The following is an 18,951-nucleotide window of genomic DNA, read 5'->3' as shown; positions in this document are numbered from 1 at the left end:
CTCGGGCCGCCCACCCCGCGTGCGGGACCGCGCGCACGGCACACCCCTGAGCGGGTACGGGCCCGCGTGCCCGCCCCGTCCGGGCGCGCGGGCACACCACGTCGAGGGCGCCGCCGGGGGTCGCGGGGTTCCGCTTAGACTTCAGCGGTGAGCCCCAGAAGCACGAACGAGGCGGCCGGGAGCGCCGGGCGGACGCCCGGTGTCCACGACGCCAACTCCCCCCGGTCCCCCCGCGCGGTGGGCGCCCGTCGGCGCGAGGAGATCCTCGCCATCGCCGTGGACACCTTCGCCACCCGCGGCTACCACAACGCCTCGCTGGCCGAGATCGCCGAACGCGCCGGGCTCACCCAGGCCGGCCTGCTGCACCACTTCCGCTCCAAGACCGCGTTGCTGAGCAGCGTCCTGGAGCTGCGGGACAGCTCCGAGATCGAGCAGCTGGGCCCGGAGCGCCCACGCGGGCTGGCCTTCCTGAACCATCTGGTGGACACCGTCCGCCGGAACGCCGAACGCGAGGGCATCGTCCGGCTCTACACCGTGCTCTCGGCGGAGAGCGTCACCGAGGGCCACCCCGCCCAGAGCTTCTTCCGCGAGCGGTACGACGGCCTGCGCGCCCTGGTGACGGAGGCCCTGTGCGAGGCTTGCGACCTGGGCGAGGTCCACGCGGAGCTGGACGTCGAGGGCGTGGCCGCCGCCGTCATCGCCGTGATGGACGGCCTCCAGGTGCAGTGGCTGCTCGCACCGGCGTCCGTCGACATGGCCGCCACCACCCGCCGGGTGATCGACGCGCTGCTGGCCGACCTGCTCCCCGCGCAGGACTGAGGGCCCGGCCCCGGGGAGGCGGTCGGGCGGACGGGCGGACCGACGCCGGCGGCGAAGACCCCGCAGGCCCGGTCCGACCTGCGGTGATTGCCGGGCGCGCGGCCGGCTCGGCTAGCCTGGGCTGACCATGAACCGTTTGACTACGCCGTGGGGCGGGTTCGACCTCACCCGCTTCCCCGAGGACCCGCGCGACCAGCTCCGAGCCTGGGACGCCGCCGACGAGTACCTGCTGCGCCACCTCGACGCGGCGGCCGGCACCGGTGGTGACCCCGGTCCGACGGACCTCTCGGGCACGGTGGCCGTGCTCGGCGACCGCTGGGGCTCACTCGCCACCGCGCTGGCCGCCGCGCGTGCCGACGGCAGCACCGACGGAAGCGCCGCCCGGACCGCCGACGGAGGCACCGGCCGGCTGCTGCAGATCAGTGACTCGTACCTCGGCCAGCGGGCCACCCGCGCCAACCTGGAACGGGCCGGGGCCGGCCCGGACGCCGTGCGGCTGCTGTCGACCAGGGACGCACCGCCCGAGCGGATCGACGTCCTGCTGATCCGGGTCCCGAAGAGCCTGGCGCTGCTGGAGGACCAGCTGCACCGGCTGGCGCCGGCCGTGCACGCGGGCACCGTGATCGTCGGGACGGGGATGGTCACCGAGATCCACACCTCGACCCTCAAGCTGTTCGAGCGGATCCTCGGCCCGACCCGGACCTCGCTCGCGGTGAAGAAGGCCCGGCTGATCCTCTGCACGCCGGACCTCGCGCTCCCCCGGACCGCCGGCCCGTGGCCGCACCGCTACGAGCTGCCCGGTGACATCGGCGCGGCCTCGGGCCGGACGGTCACCAACCACGCGGGGATCTTCTGCGCGGAGCGGCTCGACATCGGTACCCGGTTCTTCCTGCGGCACCTGCCCGAGCGTCACGGCCCGGACCGGGTGGTGGACCTGGGCTGCGGCAACGGCGTGGTCGGGACGGCCGCCGCGCTCGCCAACCCGGCGGCCGAGCTGCTGTTCCTCGACGAGTCCCACCAGGCCGTCGCCTCGGCGGAGGCCACCTTCCGGGCGAACACCGGCCCGGACGCCCCGGCCCGGTTCCGGGTGGGCGACGGTCTCGACGGCGTGCCGGCCGGCTCGGTGGACCTGGTGCTCAACAACCCGCCGTTCCACACCCACCAGGCGACCACCGAGGCCACGTCCCGGCGGATGTTCGCCGGGGCGCGGGAGGCGCTGCGCCCCGGCGGCGAGCTGTGGGTGATCGGCAACCGCCATCTCGGATACCACGTGAAGCTGCGGCGCATTTTCGGCAACTGCGAACTGGTGAGCAGCGACCCGAAGTTCGTGATCCTGCGGGCCGTCAGGCGGTAACCGCGGCCGCCCGCACGACAGCGCCCGGGAACGGTCCGGCGGTGAACGGTCCGTCGGTGACGCCCGTGGGCCGCCCGGAGGACGTCCGGACGGGCCCACGGCTCTCGACACGGGTGGCGGCCGTGGCCCGGCGCGGGTCAGGCGACGGTGTCCGCGGTGCTGGCCCGGACCATCTCCGCGCGCTCCACCACCTTGACCCGCTCGCGGCCCTGGCTCTCGCCGAGCGCGCGCTCGTGCGCGTCCAGCCGCTTCCAGCCCTCCCAGGTGGTGTACGTGACGCCACGGCGCTCCAGGAACGCGGTGACCGCGTCCTCGCCCGGCTCGTCGGGGGTGCGCAGCCGCCCGCCCCGGTAGTCGTCGACCAGGCAGGCCACGGTCTCGTTGGCGTCGCCCTTGGTGTGGCCGATCAGGCCGACCGGACCGCGCTTGATCCAGCCGGTGACGTAGGTGGACGGAAGGTGCGCGTCGCTCTCGACCACCCGGCCGGCCTGGTGCGGGACGGTGCCGGACAGCTCGTCGAACGGGAGCTTGGCCAGCTCGGCCGAGCGGTACCCGACCGCGCGGTAGGCGGACTGGACGTCCCAGTCGCGGAACCGGCCGGTGCCCCTGACGTTGCCGGTGCCGTCCAGCTCGGTGCGCTCGGTGCGCAGCCCGACGACCCGGCCGTCCTCGCCGAGGATCTCGACGGGCGACTCGAAGAAGTGCAGGAACAGCTTGTGCGGGCGGTTCCCGGCATCGCGGATCGCCCAGTTCTCCAGCGTGGAGGCGACCATGTCGGCCTGCTTGTTGCCCCGGCGGGTGGCGATGCTGCCGTCGTCGTAGTCGATGTCCTCGGGATCGACGATGACCTCGATGGTCGGCGAGTGGTCGAGCTCGCGCAGCTCCATCGGGCTGAACTTGGCCTGGGCGGGGCCGCGCCGGCCGAACACGTGCACCTCGACGGCCCGGTTGGCGGCGAGGCCCTCGTAGACGTTCGCGGGGATCTCGGTGGGCAGCAGCTCGTCGGCGGTCTTGGCGAGGATCCGGGCCACGTCCAGGGCGACGTTGCCGACGCCGAGCACGGCGACCTTCTCGGCCTCCAGCGGCCAGGTCCGGGGGACGTCCGGGTGGCCGTCGTACCAGGAGACGAAGTCGGCCGCGCCGTACGATCCGTCCAGCTCGACGCCGGGGACGACGAGGTCGCGGTCGGCGTCGGCGCCGGTGGAGAAGATCAGCGCGTCGTAGAACTGGTGCAGGTCGTCGAGGCTGATGTCGCCGGGGTAGTCGACGTTGCCGAAGAGGCGGATCTGCGGCTTGTCGAGCACCTGGTGCAGGGCGGTGACGATGCCCTTGATGCGGGGGTGGTCGGGGGCCACGCCGTACCGGATCAGACCGAAGGGGGCGGGCATCCGTTCGAAGAGGTCGATCGACACGCCGGGGTCCTGGGCGACGTCGGACTTCATCAGCGCATCGGCCGCGTAGATGCCGGCGGGGCCGGCTCCGACGATCGCCACTCGTATGGGACGGGGCATGGGGGACTTCCTCCGGCTGACGGCGCCGCGGGGGCGCGAACGGGTACCGCTCTCGGGACACCCTTGCCGATGGCGCGCCGACCCGGTAGCAGCATCGGATCTATGGACCCATAGTACGGGCCTATGAGAGGCGGACCGCCGGGCCGGTCGCGGGGCGCACGGGCTTCGCCATGCCTAGGCTGGGCGGCGAGGGGCCCGGCGCCGCTTCGGACGGCCCCGTGATCCGCTCCCGAGGAGGTTTCGCGCCATGTCCGACACCGTACCCTCCGCCTCCGGACCGGCCGCACCCGCCGGTCCCGTCCCCGGTTCGCCGCCGCCCCCGCAGGTGTGGCCGAGCCTGCGCGCGCACGACGCGCGGGCGCTGATCCGCTTCCTGGTCGACGCCTTCGGCTTCGAGGAGACCGCCGTCCACGGGGACGAGCAGCACGTCCACCACGCCCAGCTGTCCTGGCCGGCCGGCGGCGGCGTCATGCTCGGCTCGGCCCGCGAGGAGGACGACGACGAGGACCCGTGGCCGCTGCGCCCCGGCAGCTTCGGCGCGTACGTGGTCACCGACGATCCGGACGCGCTGTTCGCCCGGGCGCAGGCCGCCGGGGCCGAGGTGCTCTCCGGGCCGCACGGGACCGACTACGGCTCGCGCGACTGCGCGTTCCGGGATCCCGAGGGCAACCGCTGGTCGTTCGGCACCTACCGGGGTGAGCCCCGCCGGCCGGCCCGGCCGGGCGGCGGGTGACGGCGGCCCCGGCCGCCCCGCCGGCCCCGGCCGGGAACGCGTGGGTGGTGCCGGCCCGCCGGTCGCCGAGCACGCCTTCGGCGCCGTGCCGTGCCGTGCCGCGGGGCCGTGCCGCGGGGGCCGCGCCGGGCCGTGAGATGAGCGGCGCGGTCAGCGGGGCGGGGCGTACCCCCGGGTGACGATCCGCTCCGCGCCCTCCTCGTAGTAGCCCGGATCCGTCGGGAGCTCCGTGTCGAGGCAGCTGACGTACCGGTTGTAGAGGCAGAACGCCGCCGCTATCAGCACGGTGTCGTGGATCTCGTCGTCACCGGCGCCCGCGGCCCGGGCGGCGGCGACCACCTCCGGCGACAGGGCCCGGACCGGCCCCCGGACCTCGGCCGCGATCCGCAGCAGGGCCCGCAGCCGCGGCGTCACGGGCGCCTCGTCGAGGTCGTGCAGGACGGCCTTGACCACGTCCCGGCCGCCCTCCAGCTGCGCCGCGGCGAACGCGCTGTGCGAGGCCGAGCAGAACTGCGTCTCGTTGAGCTCCGAGGTGTACGCCGCGATCAGTTCACGCTCGCCCCGGCTCAGCGTGCCCGGGCCGCGCAGCAGCGTCTCGGCGAGCTGGTTGAGGGGCGCCGCGGTGTCGGGGCGCTGGACCATCAGGCCGGTGATGCCCGGAAGATCATTGGAAATCCCGATGTGGGGCATGGCGTGACTCTCCGCGGGGTTCGGCCGGAACAGGGGACGGTCCATCCTCCGGCCGATCCGGGTGCCGCGCCTACTCCCAGGTTGCCCACTGTCGCCCGATCCTCCGGTGCGCTCCCCTGACGCACCGTCCGGTCCCCGCCGGGCCGGGTCCCCGGGCCGGCCGGCGGCGCCCCGCGCCGGGCGGGCCCGCGCCGGGCGCCGCGCAGGGGTTCCGCGCCCGGGTTCAGCGCAGGGTCCGGTACGGCTCGCACCACGCCCCGGGGACGGCTGCGGCCCGCGCCGCACCACGTGGCGGACCCCACAGCGCGGGCCCCGCCCGCCACCGCCGGCGGTCATCTAGGCTGGATGACGTGCTCATACTCGTCAGCCGTCGCCACGTGGACCTGCTCCGCGTCACGAGCATGTCCTGTCGACGCTCCGGCTGACCCTCCTCCCACTCCTCGCGCGGCCCCACCGGGCCCGCCTCCCCCTCCCGGCCCCCTGGACCCGCCCCACCCGGCGCGGCCTCGGCGTCCCCGGTCACCACCGGGCCCGGCCGGGACGAGACCCAGCGGATGTCACCCATGACGCAGCAGGCTCCCACTCCCTCCCCCGGCACCACCCCCGACGGCCCGCCCGCCGCCGCGCTGCCGGTGATCGACCTCTCGCTCGCCGCCGGCAGCGCGCGGGAGCGCGCCCGGCTGCACGACGACCTGCGGGCCGCCGCCACCGGGGTCGGCTTCTTCCAGCTCGTCGGCCACGGCGTCACCCCGGCGGAGACGGCCGCGCTGACCGCCGCGACGCACGCGTTCTTCGCCCTTCCGGAGGCCGACCGGCTGTCCGTGAGCAACCTGAACTCACCGCACTTCCGCGGCTACACCCGCACCGGGGACGAGCGCACCGGCGGCAGCCAGGACTGGCGCGACCAGCTCGACATCGGCGCCGAGCTGCCGCCGCACGTCCCCGCTCCCGGTGAGCCGCCCTACTGGTGGCTGGAGGGCCCCAACCAGTGGCCGCGGGCGCTGCCCGAGCTGCGGACCGCCGCCCTGCACTGGATCGACCGGCTCGGCGCCGTCGCCGAGCGGCTGCTGCACGAGCTGCTGGCCTCGATCGGCGCGCCGCCCGACTTCTACGACCGCGCCTTCGCCGGCCACCCCCATCTGCGGCTGAAGCTGGTCCGCTACCCCGGCACCGCTCAGGACGGCGCCGGCCAGGGCGTCGGCGCGCACAAGGACTACGGCTTCATCACCCTGCTCCTCCAGGACGGCGTCGGCGGCCTCCAGGTGGCACGCGCGGACGGCTCGTTCCTGGAGGTGCCGCCGATGGAGGGTGCCTTCGTGGTCAACCTCGGCGAGCTGCTGGAGGTCGCCACCGACGGCTACCTCAAGGCCACCAGCCACCGCGTGGTCAGCCCGCCCGGCGCCCGGGAGCGCTTCTCGGTGCCGTTCTTCTACAACCCGCGGCTGGACGCGCACATCGAGCCGCTGGAGTTCCCGCTGGCCCACCACGCGCCCGGCGCCACCCAGGATCCGGGCAATCCGCTCTTTGCCGATTTCGGGCGAAATGAGCTGAAAGGGTATCTTCGCGCCCATCCCGAGGTGACCCGCCGGCACCACGCCGGCCTGCTGGACGCCGGCTCGCGCTGACCCCGCTGCCGGGGGCCCGCCCCCGGCAGCGGGCACAATGGCGTCATGTCCCGACGAAACCGGCAGCCCGCCGCCACCGCCGCCACCCCCTGCCCCTGCGGGCTGCCCGCCCCGTACGGCGACTGCTGCGCCGGGCTGCACCGCGGCGAGTCGGCCGCCCCCACCGCCGAGCGGCTGATGCGCTCGCGCTTCAGCGCGTTCGCCGTCGGGGACGAGGCGTACCTGCTGCGCAGCTGGCACCCGGACACCCGGCCGGCGGAGGTCGACTTCGACCCCGGCGTGCACTGGCTCCGCCTGGAGATCCACTCCACCACCGAGGGCGGGCCCTTCCACCAGGAGGGCACCGTCGACTTCACCGCCCACTACAGCGACCGGGGCACCCCGGACGCGCTGCGCGAGCACAGCCGCTTCGTCCGCCACGACGGTGCCTGGGTCTACCTGGACGCCCTCCCGCCGGCCTGACGGTGCGCCTGCGCCGGGCCGTCCCGGCGGCCCGCTAGATTTTCTTCGCGGAATCGCGGCGGCGGTGTCGAGATCGCGGCACCAGCTTCTACCTGTACGTGAAAGCCCCCGATCGGGGGGCCCGGGAGTGCGAGGAGCAGGGCCATGAAGTACATGCTGCTGATGCAGTTCAGCGAGGCGACCACCGACTTCACGCCGATCACCGAGTGGACGCCGCAGGAGATCCAGGCGCACATCGGGTTCATGGGGGAGACCAACGCCAAGCTCACCGAGGCCGGAGAGCTGGTCGACGCGCAGGGGCTGGCGATGCCCGCCACCGCGAAGATCGTCCGCTCGCACGCGGGCGGCGCGCCGCTGGTCACCGAGGGCCCGTTCGCGGAGACCAAGGAGTTCCTGGCCGGCTGGTGGATCGTCGACTGCGACGGCCCCGAGCGGGCCGTGGAGATCGCCGCGTACGTGTCCGCCGCGCCCGGTCCGAAGGGCGAGCCGCTGAACATGCCGATCGAGGTGCGCGAGGTCATGTCCGGTCCGCCGACGGAGCTCTGAGCCCGCTGTCCGGTGCGGATATGCCCGCCGACGACCTGCTGCGCACGCTGGCGCCGCAGGTCGTCGGCGTGCTCACCCGTCGCTTCGGCGACTTCGACGCCGCCGAGGACGCCGTCCAGGAGGCGCTCCTGGCCGCCGCCGTCCAGTGGCCGCGGGAGGGCGTGCCCGACAATCCGCGCGGCTGGCTGATCCAGGTCGCCTCCCGGCGGATGATCGAGCAGGTCCGCGCCGAGCAGGCCCGCCGTCGGCGCGAGGACCGCTCGGCCCGTGAACTCCCGGTCGACCGGTGGACCGCGCCGGCGGCCGACGAGGCGGATCCGGCCGGGCAGGACGACACGCTGACGCTGCTCTTCCTCTGCTGCCACCCCGCGCTGCCGCCCGCCGCCGCGGTCGCCCTCACCCTGCGCTCGGTCGGCGGTCTGAGCACGGCCGAGATCGCCCGGGCCTTCCTGGTGCCCGAGGCCACCATGGGGCAGCGCATCAGCCGGGCGAAACAGCGGATCAAGACCTCCGGCGTACCGCTGCGGATGCCGCTGCCCGCGGAGTGGGCGGACCGGCTGGACGCGGTGCTGCACGTGCTCTACCTGATCTTCAACGAGGGGTACAGCGCCGCCGCCGGCCCCGAACTCCAGCGGGTCGAGCTCTCCGGCGAGGCGATCCGGCTCACCCGGGCGGTGCGCGCGCTGCTCCCCCACGACAGCGAGGTCGCCGGGCTGCTCGCGCTGATGCTGCTGAACCACGCCCGCAGCGCGGCCCGGAGCGGCCCGCACGGAGAGCTGATCCCGCTCGCCGAGCAGGACCGGAGCCGCTGGGACGCCGCCGCCGTCGCCGAGGGCGTCGCGCTGGTCACCGCCGCGCTGCCCCGGGGCCCGGTCGGCCCCTACCAGCTCCAGGCGGCGATCGCGGCCCTCCACGACGAGGCCCCCAGCGCCGGGGAGACCGACTGGCCGCAGATCCTCGCGCTGTACGAGGTGCTGGAGCGGGTCGCGGCCAGCCCGGTCGTCACTCTCAACCGCGCGGTCGCCGCCTCGATGGTGCACGGACCGGCCGCGGGCTTCGCCGTCCTGGCGGCGCTGGAGGCGGACGGGCGGCTGGTCGGCCATCACCGGGTGTACGTGGTCCGCGCCCATCTGCTGGAGCTGGCGGGCGACCGGCCGGGGGCGGTGGAGAACCTGCGCGCCGCGGCCGCCAGGACCGCGAGCCTTCCGGAGCGCCACCACCTCACGCTGCGCGCCGCCCTGCTGAACAATGGACCGCCGGACCGGTAATCCGGTTGGCCCACCGCTCCTCCCACCGCGATGATGCGGGTATGTCACGTACGTTCGAGGATCTGGTGGCCGAGGCCGAGGCCGTCTCCGTGGACGGCTGGGACTTCTCCTGGCTGGACGGCCGCGCCACCGAACAGCGCCCCTCCTGGGGCTATCAGCGGACCGTCGGCGAGCGGCTCGGCCGGGTGGACGCCGCGCTGGACATCCAGACCGGCGGCGGCGAGGTGCTCGCCGGGGCCGGGCCGCTCCCCCGGCTGATGGCGGCCACCGAGTCCTGGCCGCCCAACGTCGCGAAGGCGACCGCCCTGCTGCACCCGCTCGGCGCGGTGGTCGTCGCCGACCCGGACGAGCCGCCGCTGCCGTTCGCCGACGCCTCCTTCGACCTGGTGACCAGCCGCCACCCGGTGACCGTCTGGTGGGAGGAGATCGCCCGGGTGCTCCGCCCCGGCGGCAGCTACCTCTCCCAGCACGTCGGCCCCTCCAGCGTCTTCGAGCTCGTCGAGTACTTCCTCGGCCCGCAGCCCGAGGAGGTCCGCCGCGGCCGCCACCCCGACGACGCGCGCCGGGACGCGGCGGCGGCCGGCCTGGAGGTGGTCGACCTGCGCTTCGAGCGGCTGCGGACGGAGTTCCTGGACGTCGGCGCGGTGGTCTACTTCCTCCGCAAGGTGATCTGGATGGTCCCCGGCTTCACCGTGGAGCGGTACCGCGACCGCCTGCGGGAGCTGCACGAGCGGATCGAGCGGGACGGCCCGTTCCGCGCCCGCACCACCCGCTACCTGATCGAGGCCCGCCGGCCGGCCTGAGCCGGCCGGCGGGCCTCGCAGCGGGCCTCGGCCGACGGGTGCGTCTCCACCGGGACGTCCCCGCGGGTGGCGGCCGGTCAGCGGGCCGCGTAGGCGCCGTCGACCAGGTGGTAGCTGCCGTGGACGAAGGAGGCCCGGTCGGACAGCAGGAAGGCGGTCAGCTCGGCGACCTCCTCGGCCCGGCCGAGCCGGCCGGCCGGGTGCAGGGCGATCAGCGCCTCACGGGCGGCCGCGTCGGCGTCGCGCAGCAGCGGGGTGTCGATGAAGCCCGGTCCGACGGCGTTGATCCGGATGCCCTGGGCCGCGTACTCCAGTGCGGCGGTCTTGGTCAGGCCGACCACGCCGTGCTTGGCGGCCGCGTAGGCGGGCGATCCGGCGAAGCCGTTGGTGCCGAGGATCGAGGCCATGTTGACCACCGCGCCGCCGCCGGCGGCGAGGATGGCCGGGATCTCGTACCGCAGCGAGTAGAAGACGCCGTCGAGGTTGGTGGCCAGCACCCGGCGCCAGGCCCGCGGCTCGTACGCGCCGGTGGGCGCGGAGTCACCGCCGATGCCGGCGTTGTTGACGGCCAGGTGCAGGGCGCCGAGGCCCTCCACGGTGGCCTGGACGGCGGCGCGCACCGACTCGGGGTCGGTGACGTCGACCTCGACGGCGAGCGCCCGGGCGCCGGCGGCCTCCAGTTCGGCGACGGCCTTGCGGGCGCCCTCCAGGTCGAAGTCGGCGACCGCGACCGCGGCGCCGCCCGCCGCCAGCCGCCGCGCCACGGCGAGGCCGATGCCGGAGGCCCCGCCGGTGATCAGGGCGGTCCTGCCGGTGAACTCCCGGGCGTAGTCGTTGTCGGTCATGGTGGTACTTCCTTCTCCACGGGTGGGCGCCCGAGCTCTAGGGGTGGGCGCCCGAGCTCTAGGGGTGGGCGCCCGAGGGGTGCGGTCGAGCGGACGGGCCGTCGGGGGGCGGCTCGGCGGCGAGCAGGTCGAAGGCCCGCTCCAGCAGGTCGGGCAGATCGGGGGTCTCACCCGACGAGGCGCCGACGGGATGCCGCACCCAGGCGCGGGCCGCCGCCTGGAGCGCCGCGACGCCGAGGCCGACCGCCACGGCCGGCCGCAGGTCGTACTCGGCGTCCAGGCCCAGGCGCGCGGCGGCGATCCGGATGGACGCCTCCTCCTCGTCGACGCAGATCCGCCGGTAGGCGGCGGTCAGCGAGGGCTCCTCGGCGATCAGGCCGAACAGCTCCCGCACGCCAGGGCGCCGGTGCCAGGCCGGATCCTGCTCGTCCCGCAGCCAGACCCGCAGGGCCGCGCGGTACGCGGTCAGCGGGCTCTCGGCGGCGGGGCGGGCGGCGAGAGCCGCGTTGATCCGGGCGAAGTCGGCCCGCAGGCAGTCCAGTACGGCGTCCTCCCGGGAGGGGAAGTACCGGCTGAAGGTGCGCCGGGAGACGTCGGCCAGATCGGTGACGTCCTCGACGGAGACCGCGGCCGGGCCCCGCTCCAGCACCAGCTGCAGGGCGGCGGCGGCCAGCGACTCCCGGGTGCGGCGCGCCTTGCGGTCGCGCCGCCCCTCGGGGGCTTCCTCGGCTCTCTCGATGCTCACGCCGCCCACCGTACACCCGATAATGTCCCAGTGGGACATGAGTCCCGGCGAGACATAATCGGCCGGTCAGCTCGCCTCGGGGTGGACCCGGTGCAGGCCCTTGCGGTCGTAGTAGGAGGTCATCGCGAAGCCGAAGACCAGCGCCCCGACCGTCCCGATCGCGATCATGATCCAGGCCCGGGTCAGCCCCGCGTCCGCCTGCGCCTCGAAGTACAGGATCGACCGCACCCCGTCGCTGAGCTGGCGCATCGGCTCGAACACCGCCAGCCCCCGGTAGAAGGTCGGCAGCGCCTGCAACGGGATGGTCGCCCCGGAGGAGGGCAGCGACAGGGCGATGAAGATGAACATGCTGACCAGCTGCCCGATACCGCCGAACGCGGCGACCAGCGCCTGCACCCCGAGCCCCACCGCCGCGCTGGCGCAGACCGAGAAGACCCAGAGCAACGGGAGGTGCGAGGCGTCCATGCCCAGGATCACCACGGTCGAGAGCATCACCAGACTGGACGTCAGCAGCGAGAGCACGACGGACATCACGCTGGTGACGGCGAGCGTCCTGGTCCGGCTGATCGGGACCAGTGGACGCTGGGTGCGCAGCGGCCCCAGCTCGCTGGCCGCGTAGCCGAGCGCGACGTCGACCCCGTTGCTGATGATGTTCGCCCCGAGGAACCCGCAGAGCACCAGCAGCAGCGTGTAGTAGAACGCCGTCAGCCCCAGGCCGCTGTGCGGGCCGATGGGATGGCCCACCTGGACCACCACCGTGATCGGGTCGGCCAGCTGGAGCTGCGCCGCGATGGTCGCGCCGTCGACCGGGGGCGTGGCCCGGGCCTGCGAGGTCAGCGACATGCCGAGCCCCACCGAGGCCTGCTGGGCCGCCGCCTGGGAGATCGAGGAGGCCAGCGAGGAGGCCAGGCTGCCCACCCCGGGATTGGTGAGCACGGTCATCGTCGGTCTGGCGGGCGCCTGTTGGGCCGGGGCGCCCAGTGCGGCGACGGCGGCGGTGAAGCCCGCCGGGACCTCCAGCGCGCCGGCGAGCTTGGCCGAGCCGAGCTGCTCGTCGGCCGTCGCACGGTCGAGCAACCGCCAGGAGACCTGCCCCTGCGGGTCCGGCGCGGCGAGGATACCGGCCGTGATCTGCGCGCCGAGGTTCTGCGACTGCCCGGCCACGGTGGCCCCCTGGTCGGAGTTGACCAGCCCGATCGGCAGCCGGTGCAGATCCGTGCGCGGGTTGATGATGCCGCCCATGTAGAGCAGCGACAGCAGCAGGGCCAGGACTCCGACGATGACCGTCGGAAAGGCCCAGACCTTGGGGTTGCGCAGCACCTGCCGGGCCCGCACACCACCCGCAGGCTGGTTCGAGGTCATCACTCTCCCGGGAGTATCGGTCGGTCGGCCCCCGCCCGAACGTAACCGGCCGGCCCCGTCCCGTGGGTGCGCCTCGCCCCGCACGCCCGGGGGCTTCCCCCGTTCGCGGCGCCCGGCGCCACGGCGGGCGCCGGCGCCGGGAGCCGTCACCGGGAGCCGTCACCGTCGTACACCCCGGTCCGCCGACCCGTTCGACCTGGCCTTCAGCGGACCGTTCTGATGATGTAACAAATTCGTGTCCGGTTGGCGATGTCGGGTAGGTTCCCCGTTGTTCAGCCCCCCGGGGCCCGACGAGGAGAGGCGGGGCGACCGCGATGACCCGCAGCGCCGAGCCGATGGCCGGCCACCCGAGCGAGACCGTTCCGAGCGCCGGCGGTCCCTCCGCCACCGGCCCGGGGGCGTTGCCCGGCGCGCGGACCGGTGCCGGCGACCGGGCCGACGGCGGACGGCGCCGGACGAGGCTGCGCCGCCGGCTGCTGCCGGTGGCGCTGGCGCTGGTCCTGACGCTGGTCGCCGGCTGCGGCAGCCTCTACCTGTACTACCGCCACCTGAACGGGAATCTGCACGCCGGCAGCAACAACCTCAGCGACGCCCAGGGCGCGAGGAGCGCACCGAACGCCGCCGGGCAGACCCCGCTGAACATCCTGCTGATCGGCACCGACAGCCGCGGCTCCGCCGCCGACGTCGCCCTCGGCGGGAGCTCCGCCGACGCCGACCGGCCCGGCCTCGCCGACGTCCAGATGCTGCTGCACATATCGGCCGACCGCCAGAACGCCTCGATGATCAGCATCCCGCGCGACACCATGGTCGCCATGCCCGCCTGCCACAGCGAGGACGGCAAGCAGGACTACCCCGCGCAGAAGCGGATCCAGATCAACGAGGCACTCGCCCGGGGCGGCCCCGGCTGCGTGGTGGGCACCTGGATCGCCCTCACCGGCCTGGCGATCGACCACTACATGATGGTCGACTTCGCGGGCGTCGTGACCATGGCCGACGCGGTCGGCGGCGTACCGGTCTGCGTCACCATGAACATGTACGACCGTCAGATCCCGGGCGTCGGCGGCACCGGCCTCAAGGTGCCCGCCGGCACCCACCCCCTCAAGGGCCAGGACGCCCTGCAGTGGCTGCGGGTCCGCGACGCCTGGGGATCGGACCTCGGGCGCACCAAGGCCCAGCACCTGTACCTCGCTTCACTGATGCGCCAACTCAAGAGCAACGGCTCGCTGACCGACCCGGGCGAGCTGATGCGGCTCGCCGAGGCCGCCACCAGGTCGCTGAGCGTCGACCACTCGATCGCCGACGTGAGGAAGCTCTACGACCTCGGCGACGAGCTCAAGTCGATACCCGCCGAGCGCACCACCACGCTGACCGTGCCGACGCTGGAGGACCCGAAGGACACGAACCGGGTGGTCATGCAGGAGCCCGACACCGGCGACATCTGGAAGATGCTGCTCACCGACACCCCGCTGGACGGCAAGGGCCGGGCCGCCGCCGGCGCCTCGCCCACCGCCTCGCCCACCGGGGCGGCGACACCGTCCGCCGAGGCGCCGCAGGGACCGGCCAGGGACGGCATCGCGGTGACCGTCCAGAACGCCACCGGTGGCCCGAACCGGGCCACCGAGGTGAGGGACGCGCTGGCCGGGGCCGGTTTCACCCAGGCCGCCACCGTCGCCACCGGGGGCACCCGCGCCGCCACCACGCTCACGTACGGCAGCGGCCGGCTCCCGCAGGCGCAGGCGGTGGCCGCCGCGCTGGGGCTGCCGGACAGCGCACTCAGGCCGGCCGGCGAGAGCACGGCGCTCGCTCTGGTGGTCGGCTCGGACTGGCCCGGTGGCACCACCTTCGGCGCTGCGGGGACGCCGACCGCCGGGGCCGCGCCGACCGCGCTGCCGACCTCGGTGACGGCCGACACCGCCGCCGACGACCGGAACTGCATGGACGTCGTACCCCAGCACGGGCGCTACACCTACTGACCCGGTGACGGGAGTGCCCCCGAGCCGTCGGCTCGGGGGCACTCCCGTCACCGGGTCGCGGGAACGCGCGCCGGTCAGCCCTTGCCCTTGAGGGCGCCCACCAGCCGGGTCGCCAGCTTCGTGGCACCGGCCACGCCCTTGTCCGTGCTGCTGCTGGCCAGCACCGTCACCACGGAGGTGCCCACCCGGGCCGCCACCAGGGTGGTGCCGCCCTTCCAGGCGGGGCTGGTCTCGGTGATCGCCCAGGCCCCGTCGCCGAGCCCGGCCACCGCCTTCTCGGTGACCGTGACCTTGCTGCTGGTCTGCGCGTCGGAGAAACTCGGGCACGCCTTGGAGAGCTTGCCCAGCGCGCCGAGCACGGTCTCGGCGGTCGTACCGCGGTAGACGTCGATCTCCTGGGCGAGCTCGTCGGAGGAGTTCTTGTTCACGTAGGCGTTCTGCGCCAACGACACCCCGGAGATGCCGGTGACGGCCGTCCAGGAGGTCCCGCCCAGCTTGGTGCAGTCGGGGGTGGGCACGTCGGCGGCGGCCGGCAGCTCGTAGGTGTCCCCGGTGTCACGGGCGTCCGCGGGGTCGGCCGTGAAGCCGGCGGCGAAGTACGAGGCGGGCGCCAGCGCCGCCTTGAGCTGCGTGCCCGTCAGCAGACCGGCGTTGGCGTCTGCCTCGGTGGGCGAGGCAGAAACGGCGGCGGAGGGCGTCTGCGCGTCGGCGGCGGGTGCGGCGGCCGGCGCGGCGGCCTTCGGGGCGGTGGGGGAACAGGCCGTCAGCGCCAGCGGGAGCACCGCGACGGCGAGCAGGCCGGCGGCGGGGGATATCAGACGCATGATGTGCTTCGACCTCGATGTTCGAATGCCTGGCGGACCGGATCGTCCGGAACGCCCAAGGGGCTGCCCTCGGATCAGGGCGGCCCGTACGGGGCGCGGCCCCGGTCGAGACGGCAGTAGGACTCGCGCATCCCACCCGATCGACGCCCGGACGACAAGAGATCTGCGGGAGTCTTTGCCTGATCATGTGAAAGGTTTGCCAAACAGGCCGCATCGAGCAACAGGAAGGTGTATGGGCATCAGGGCCCGAGCCCCTGCGACCTCGGCTGCACGGAGCGTCCCACTGCTACTGTCACACCAGGACTGTCCCGTCCGGCCCACCAGCAGCGGAGGCACCACGCGATGACCGCCACACCCGCCGCGCCGCTGCGGCTGACCGTCGACGAACTGGCCGCCCGGGCCGGCGTCACCGTCCGCACGCTGCGCTTCTACAGCAGCAAGGGCCTGCTGCCCCCGCCCGAGCTGGGGGCCCGCCGGGTCGGCCTGTACGGGGCGGAGCACCTGGACCGGCTGGAGCTGATCGAGGAACTGCAGCGGCAGGGCCTGACGCTGGCCGCGATCGAGCGCTACCTGGCCCAACTGCCGGAGGGCATGAGCTCGCTGGACCTCGCGATCCACCGGGCCCTGGTCGCCTCCTGGACACCGGAGGCCGCCGAGGAGAGCACCCGGGCCCAGCTGGAGCGCCGGGCCGGCCGGGCCCTGTCGGAGACCCATCTGGCCCGGCTCGCCGCGATGGGCGCCCTGGCCCGGACGGCGGACCCGGACGTGTTCCGGGTCGACCCGGGACTGCTGCCGCTCGGGGTCCGGGTGCTGGACGTGCCGATCCCGCTGGAGACGTTGGTGGCCGCCCGCGCGGTGGTGCTGCGGCACAGCCGGGCGACCGCGCACGAGCTGCACCGGCTGTTCCGCGAGACGGTCTGGCGCCCCTACCGGGAGAGCGGCCCGGAGCCGGCCGAACTGGAGCGGATGAAGGAGCTCACCGACCACATCCAGCCGATGATCGCCCAGGCCCTCGTGACGGCCTTCCAGCGTTCGCTGCGCGAGGAGTTGGGCGGCGGACCGAACGGCGAGGGCGCCCGGCCGGGCGGCCCGACCACACCGGTGGACGGCGCCGCGCACGAGGGCTGAGCCCCGTACGCGGCGCGGGCGGCCCGAGGGCGCGGGCGCCCGTCCCGCCGTCAGTCCCCGAAGCGGCCGCCCTCGGCGGCCAGCCGCTCCAGCAGCGCCGGCGGCGCGAACCGCTCGCCGTAGGCGGCCGCCAACTCGCGGGCCCGGGCGGTGAATCCGGGCAGGCCGCCCTGGTATCCGTTGATGTACTGCAGCACACCGCCCGTCCAGGCCGGGAAGCCGATCCCGAGGATCGAGCCGACGTTGGCGTCCGCGACCGAGGTGAGCACGCCCTCCTCCAGGCAACGCACCGAATCCAGTGCCTCGGCGAAGAGCATCCGCTCCTTCATGTCCTCGAACGGGATCCGCGCGTCCGCCCGTGTGAAGTGCTCACGCAGCCCCGGCCAGAGCCGGGTACGGCGGCCTTCCTCGTACTCGTAGAAACCGGCGCCGCCACTGCGGCCGGGGCGGCCGAACTCGTCGAGCATCCGGTCCATCACCACGTCACCGGGGTGCGGGGCCCAGCTGCCGCCGGCCTCCTCGATCGCCCGACGCGCCTCGTTGCGGATCTTGCGCGGCAGGGTGAGGGTCAGCTCGTCCAGCAGCGAGAGCACCTTGGCGGGGTAGCCGGCCTGGGCGGCGGCCTGCTCGACCGAGACCGGGTCCAGGCCCTCTCCGACCATGGCGACACCCTCGTTGATGAACTGGCCGATCACCCGCGAGGTGAAGAAGCCGCGCGAGTCGTTCACCACGATCGGCGTCTTGCCGATCAGCCGGACCAGGTCGAAGGCGCGGGCCAGGGCCTCGTCGCCGGTCTCCGGCCCGCGGATGATCTCCACCAGCGGCATCCTGTCCACCGGCGAGAAGAAGTGCAGGCCGATGAAGTCCGCCCGGCGCTCGACGCCCTCCGCGAGCAGGCCGATCGGCAGGGTGGAGGTGTTGGAGCAGAGCAGCGCGTCCGGCGCCACCACCTGTTGCACCTCCTGGAACACCTTGTGCTTGAGCTCCGGGTTCTCGAACACGGCCTCGATCACCACGTCGACGCCCGCCAGGTCGGCCGCGTCGGCGGTCGGGGTGATCCGGGCGAGCAGTTCCTCGCGCTGGGCCGGGGTGGAACGCCCGCGCGCCACCGCCTTGTCCAGGAGTCCGGCGGAGTAGGACTTTCCGCGCTCGGCGGCCTCCCGGCTGACGTCCTTCAGCAGGACGTCGAGACCCGCCCTGGCGCAGGAGTACGCGATGCCGGCGCCCATCATGCCGGCGCCCAGCACCGCGACCCGGCGCACCTCGCGCTTCGGGACGTCCTTGGGGCGCCCCGCACCGGAGTTGACGGCGTTCATGTCGAAGAAGAGCGCCTGGATCATGTTCTTGGCGGTCTGCCCGCAGACCAGCTCGGTGAAGTAGCGGGCCTCGATCGCCATCGCGGTGTCGACGTCCACCTGGGCGCTCTCCACCGCGGCGGCCAGGATGTTGCGCGGCGCCGGGTAGGGCGCGCCGGCCAGCTGCTTGCGCAGGTTGCCGGGGAAGGCGGGCAGGTTGGCGGCGAAGGCCGGGGTGGACGGGGTGCCGCCGGGGATCCGGTGGCCCTTGACGTCCCAGGGCTGCTGCGCCGTCGGGTTGGCCGCGATCCAGGCGTGCGCCTTGGCGAGCATCTCCTCCGGGGTGGCGGCGAGTTCGTGCACCAGGCCGATCTCCAGCGCCTGCGCGGGCCGGTACTGGCGGCCCTGCAGCAGCACCTTGAGCAGCGCGTCGGTGATGCCGAGCAGCCGGACGGTACGGACCACACCCCCGCCGCCGGGGAGCAGCCCGAGGGTGACCTCGGGCAGGCCGAGCTTGCTGCCGGGCGCCTCCAGGGCGATGCGGTGGTGGCAGGCGAGGGCGAGTTCGAGGCCGCCGCCGAGCGCGCTGCCGTTGATCGCGGCCACCACCGGCTTGCCGAGCGTCTCCAGCCGGCGCAGCGCGCGCTTCAACGCCATCGACGCCTCGAGGAAGTCGGCCGCCCGCTCGGGCCCGACGGTGGAGAGCAGTCGCAGGTCGCCGCCGGCGAAGAAGGTCTTCTTCGCCGAGGTGATGATCACGCCGCGCAGGCCCTCGTCGTCGGCGAGCCGGGCGACGACGTCCGCGAAGGCGTCCCGGAAGGCGTCGTTCATGGTGTTCACGGACTGCGCCGGGTCGTCCAGGACGAGCGTGACGACGCCGTCCCGGCCCTGCTCCCAGCGGATGGCGGGGGTGCCCCCCTGCGGGCGGGCCGTCTCGGACAGGTGCGATTCGGACATGTGAGGTTCTC

General features: G+C 74.3%; 17 protein-coding genes. 10 read left to right on the top strand and 7 right to left on the bottom strand.

All coding sequences use genetic code 11. From position 1 onward, the window contains the following. The first annotated feature begins 270 nt into the window (after positions 1 to 270). Together OG823_RS27045 and OG823_RS27040 are read left to right on the top strand one after the other, a co-directional pair. Positions 271 to 819, top strand: a complete 549-nt coding sequence (locus tag OG823_RS27045) for a TetR family transcriptional regulator (RefSeq protein WP_371484670.1) — start codon at positions 271 to 273, stop codon at positions 817 to 819. A 127-nt stretch (positions 820 to 946) separates the two neighbouring features. Further along, the gene (locus OG823_RS27040) at positions 947 to 2,173 is read left to right on the top strand and encodes a methyltransferase (protein ID WP_371482572.1); all 1,227 of its coding nucleotides are present in this window, start codon (positions 947 to 949) and stop codon (positions 2,171 to 2,173) included. A gap of 137 nt (positions 2,174 to 2,310) precedes the next feature. On the opposite strand, the gene OG823_RS27035 is transcribed toward OG823_RS27040, so the two are convergent. Further along, on the bottom strand, positions 2,311 to 3,684 hold the full coding sequence (locus tag OG823_RS27035) for an FAD-dependent oxidoreductase (RefSeq protein WP_371482570.1): 1,374 nt from the start codon (positions 3,682 to 3,684) through the stop codon (positions 2,311 to 2,313). 247 nt (positions 3,685 to 3,931) lie between these two features. Here OG823_RS27035 and OG823_RS27030 point away from each other — a divergent pair, with 247 nt between their 5' ends. After that, a complete protein-coding gene (locus OG823_RS27030) occupies positions 3,932 to 4,417 on the top strand; it encodes a VOC family protein (protein ID WP_371482568.1) in 486 nt (161 codons plus the stop codon). A 150-nt stretch (positions 4,418 to 4,567) separates the two neighbouring features. Here the strand turns inward: OG823_RS27030 and OG823_RS27025 are convergent, their stop codons facing one another. Continuing rightward, positions 4,568 to 5,107, bottom strand: coding sequence for a carboxymuconolactone decarboxylase family protein (locus OG823_RS27025; protein ID WP_371482566.1), 540 nt, complete (start codon positions 5,105 to 5,107; stop codon positions 4,568 to 4,570). Positions 5,108 to 5,670: 563 nt separating this feature from the next. On the opposite strand from OG823_RS27025, the gene OG823_RS27020 reads away from it, so the two are divergent. The 5 genes from OG823_RS27020 to OG823_RS27000 all read left to right on the top strand — a co-directional run bounded on the left by OG823_RS27020 (position 5,671) and on the right by OG823_RS27000 (position 9,811). Further along, positions 5,671 to 6,732 (top strand): isopenicillin N synthase family dioxygenase, encoded by a 1,062-nt coding sequence (locus tag OG823_RS27020; protein WP_371482564.1) that lies wholly within the window; start codon positions 5,671 to 5,673, stop codon positions 6,730 to 6,732. Positions 6,733 to 6,777: 45 nt separating this feature from the next. Continuing rightward, positions 6,778 to 7,194, top strand: a complete 417-nt coding sequence (locus OG823_RS27015; RefSeq protein ID WP_371482562.1) for a YchJ family protein — start codon at positions 6,778 to 6,780, stop codon at positions 7,192 to 7,194. 144 nt (positions 7,195 to 7,338) lie between these two features. After that, complete coding sequence (locus OG823_RS27010; protein WP_371482560.1) at positions 7,339 to 7,740, top strand: YciI family protein; 402 nt, start codon at positions 7,339 to 7,341, stop codon at positions 7,738 to 7,740. A gap of 20 nt (positions 7,741 to 7,760) precedes the next feature. Then, positions 7,761 to 9,008, top strand: a complete 1,248-nt coding sequence (locus OG823_RS27005; protein ID WP_371482559.1) for an RNA polymerase sigma factor — start codon at positions 7,761 to 7,763, stop codon at positions 9,006 to 9,008. A gap of 41 nt (positions 9,009 to 9,049) precedes the next feature. Continuing rightward, positions 9,050 to 9,811 carry a class I SAM-dependent methyltransferase gene (locus tag OG823_RS27000; protein WP_371482557.1) on the top strand — a complete coding sequence of 254 codons (762 nt, stop codon included), beginning with the start codon at positions 9,050 to 9,052 and terminating at the stop codon, positions 9,809 to 9,811. 77 nt (positions 9,812 to 9,888) lie between these two features. Here the strand turns inward: OG823_RS27000 and OG823_RS26995 are convergent, their stop codons facing one another. From OG823_RS26995 to OG823_RS26985, 3 genes are all read right to left on the bottom strand, one after another. Continuing rightward, positions 9,889 to 10,656, bottom strand: a complete 768-nt coding sequence (locus OG823_RS26995) for an SDR family NAD(P)-dependent oxidoreductase (RefSeq protein ID WP_371482555.1) — start codon at positions 10,654 to 10,656, stop codon at positions 9,889 to 9,891. 58 nt (positions 10,657 to 10,714) lie between these two features. Next, on the bottom strand, positions 10,715 to 11,401 hold the full coding sequence (locus tag OG823_RS26990) for a TetR/AcrR family transcriptional regulator (protein ID WP_371482553.1): 687 nt from the start codon (positions 11,399 to 11,401) through the stop codon (positions 10,715 to 10,717). A gap of 66 nt (positions 11,402 to 11,467) precedes the next feature. Next, a complete protein-coding gene (locus OG823_RS26985; protein WP_371482551.1) occupies positions 11,468 to 12,763 on the bottom strand; it encodes a DUF3533 domain-containing protein in 1,296 nt (431 codons plus the stop codon). 314 nt (positions 12,764 to 13,077) lie between these two features. Here OG823_RS26985 and OG823_RS26980 point away from each other — a divergent pair, with 314 nt between their 5' ends. Then, on the top strand, positions 13,078 to 14,736 hold the full coding sequence (locus OG823_RS26980) for an LCP family protein (RefSeq protein WP_371482550.1): 1,659 nt from the start codon (positions 13,078 to 13,080) through the stop codon (positions 14,734 to 14,736). Between the two features lie 74 nt (positions 14,737 to 14,810). On the opposite strand, the gene OG823_RS26975 is transcribed toward OG823_RS26980, so the two are convergent. Continuing rightward, complete coding sequence (locus tag OG823_RS26975) at positions 14,811 to 15,560, bottom strand: hypothetical protein (protein WP_371482548.1); 750 nt, start codon at positions 15,558 to 15,560, stop codon at positions 14,811 to 14,813. A 342-nt stretch (positions 15,561 to 15,902) separates the two neighbouring features. On the opposite strand from OG823_RS26975, the gene OG823_RS26970 reads away from it, so the two are divergent. Beyond that, positions 15,903 to 16,688, top strand: coding sequence for a MerR family transcriptional regulator (locus tag OG823_RS26970; protein ID WP_371482546.1), 786 nt, complete (start codon positions 15,903 to 15,905; stop codon positions 16,686 to 16,688). Positions 16,689 to 16,738: 50 nt separating this feature from the next. On the opposite strand, the gene OG823_RS26965 is transcribed toward OG823_RS26970, so the two are convergent. Continuing rightward, positions 16,739 to 18,940, bottom strand: a complete 2,202-nt coding sequence (locus OG823_RS26965; protein ID WP_371482545.1) for a 3-hydroxyacyl-CoA dehydrogenase NAD-binding domain-containing protein — start codon at positions 18,938 to 18,940, stop codon at positions 16,739 to 16,741. Positions 18,941 to 18,951 lie beyond the last annotated feature (11 nt).

The sequence above is a fragment of the Kitasatospora sp. NBC_00315 genome, from assembly GCF_041435095.1.
Classification (GTDB): domain Bacteria; phylum Actinomycetota; class Actinomycetes; order Streptomycetales; family Streptomycetaceae; genus Kitasatospora.
The sequence above is the reverse complement of the archived record's forward strand: the minus strand, read 5'-3'. Positions and strand labels throughout refer to the sequence as shown.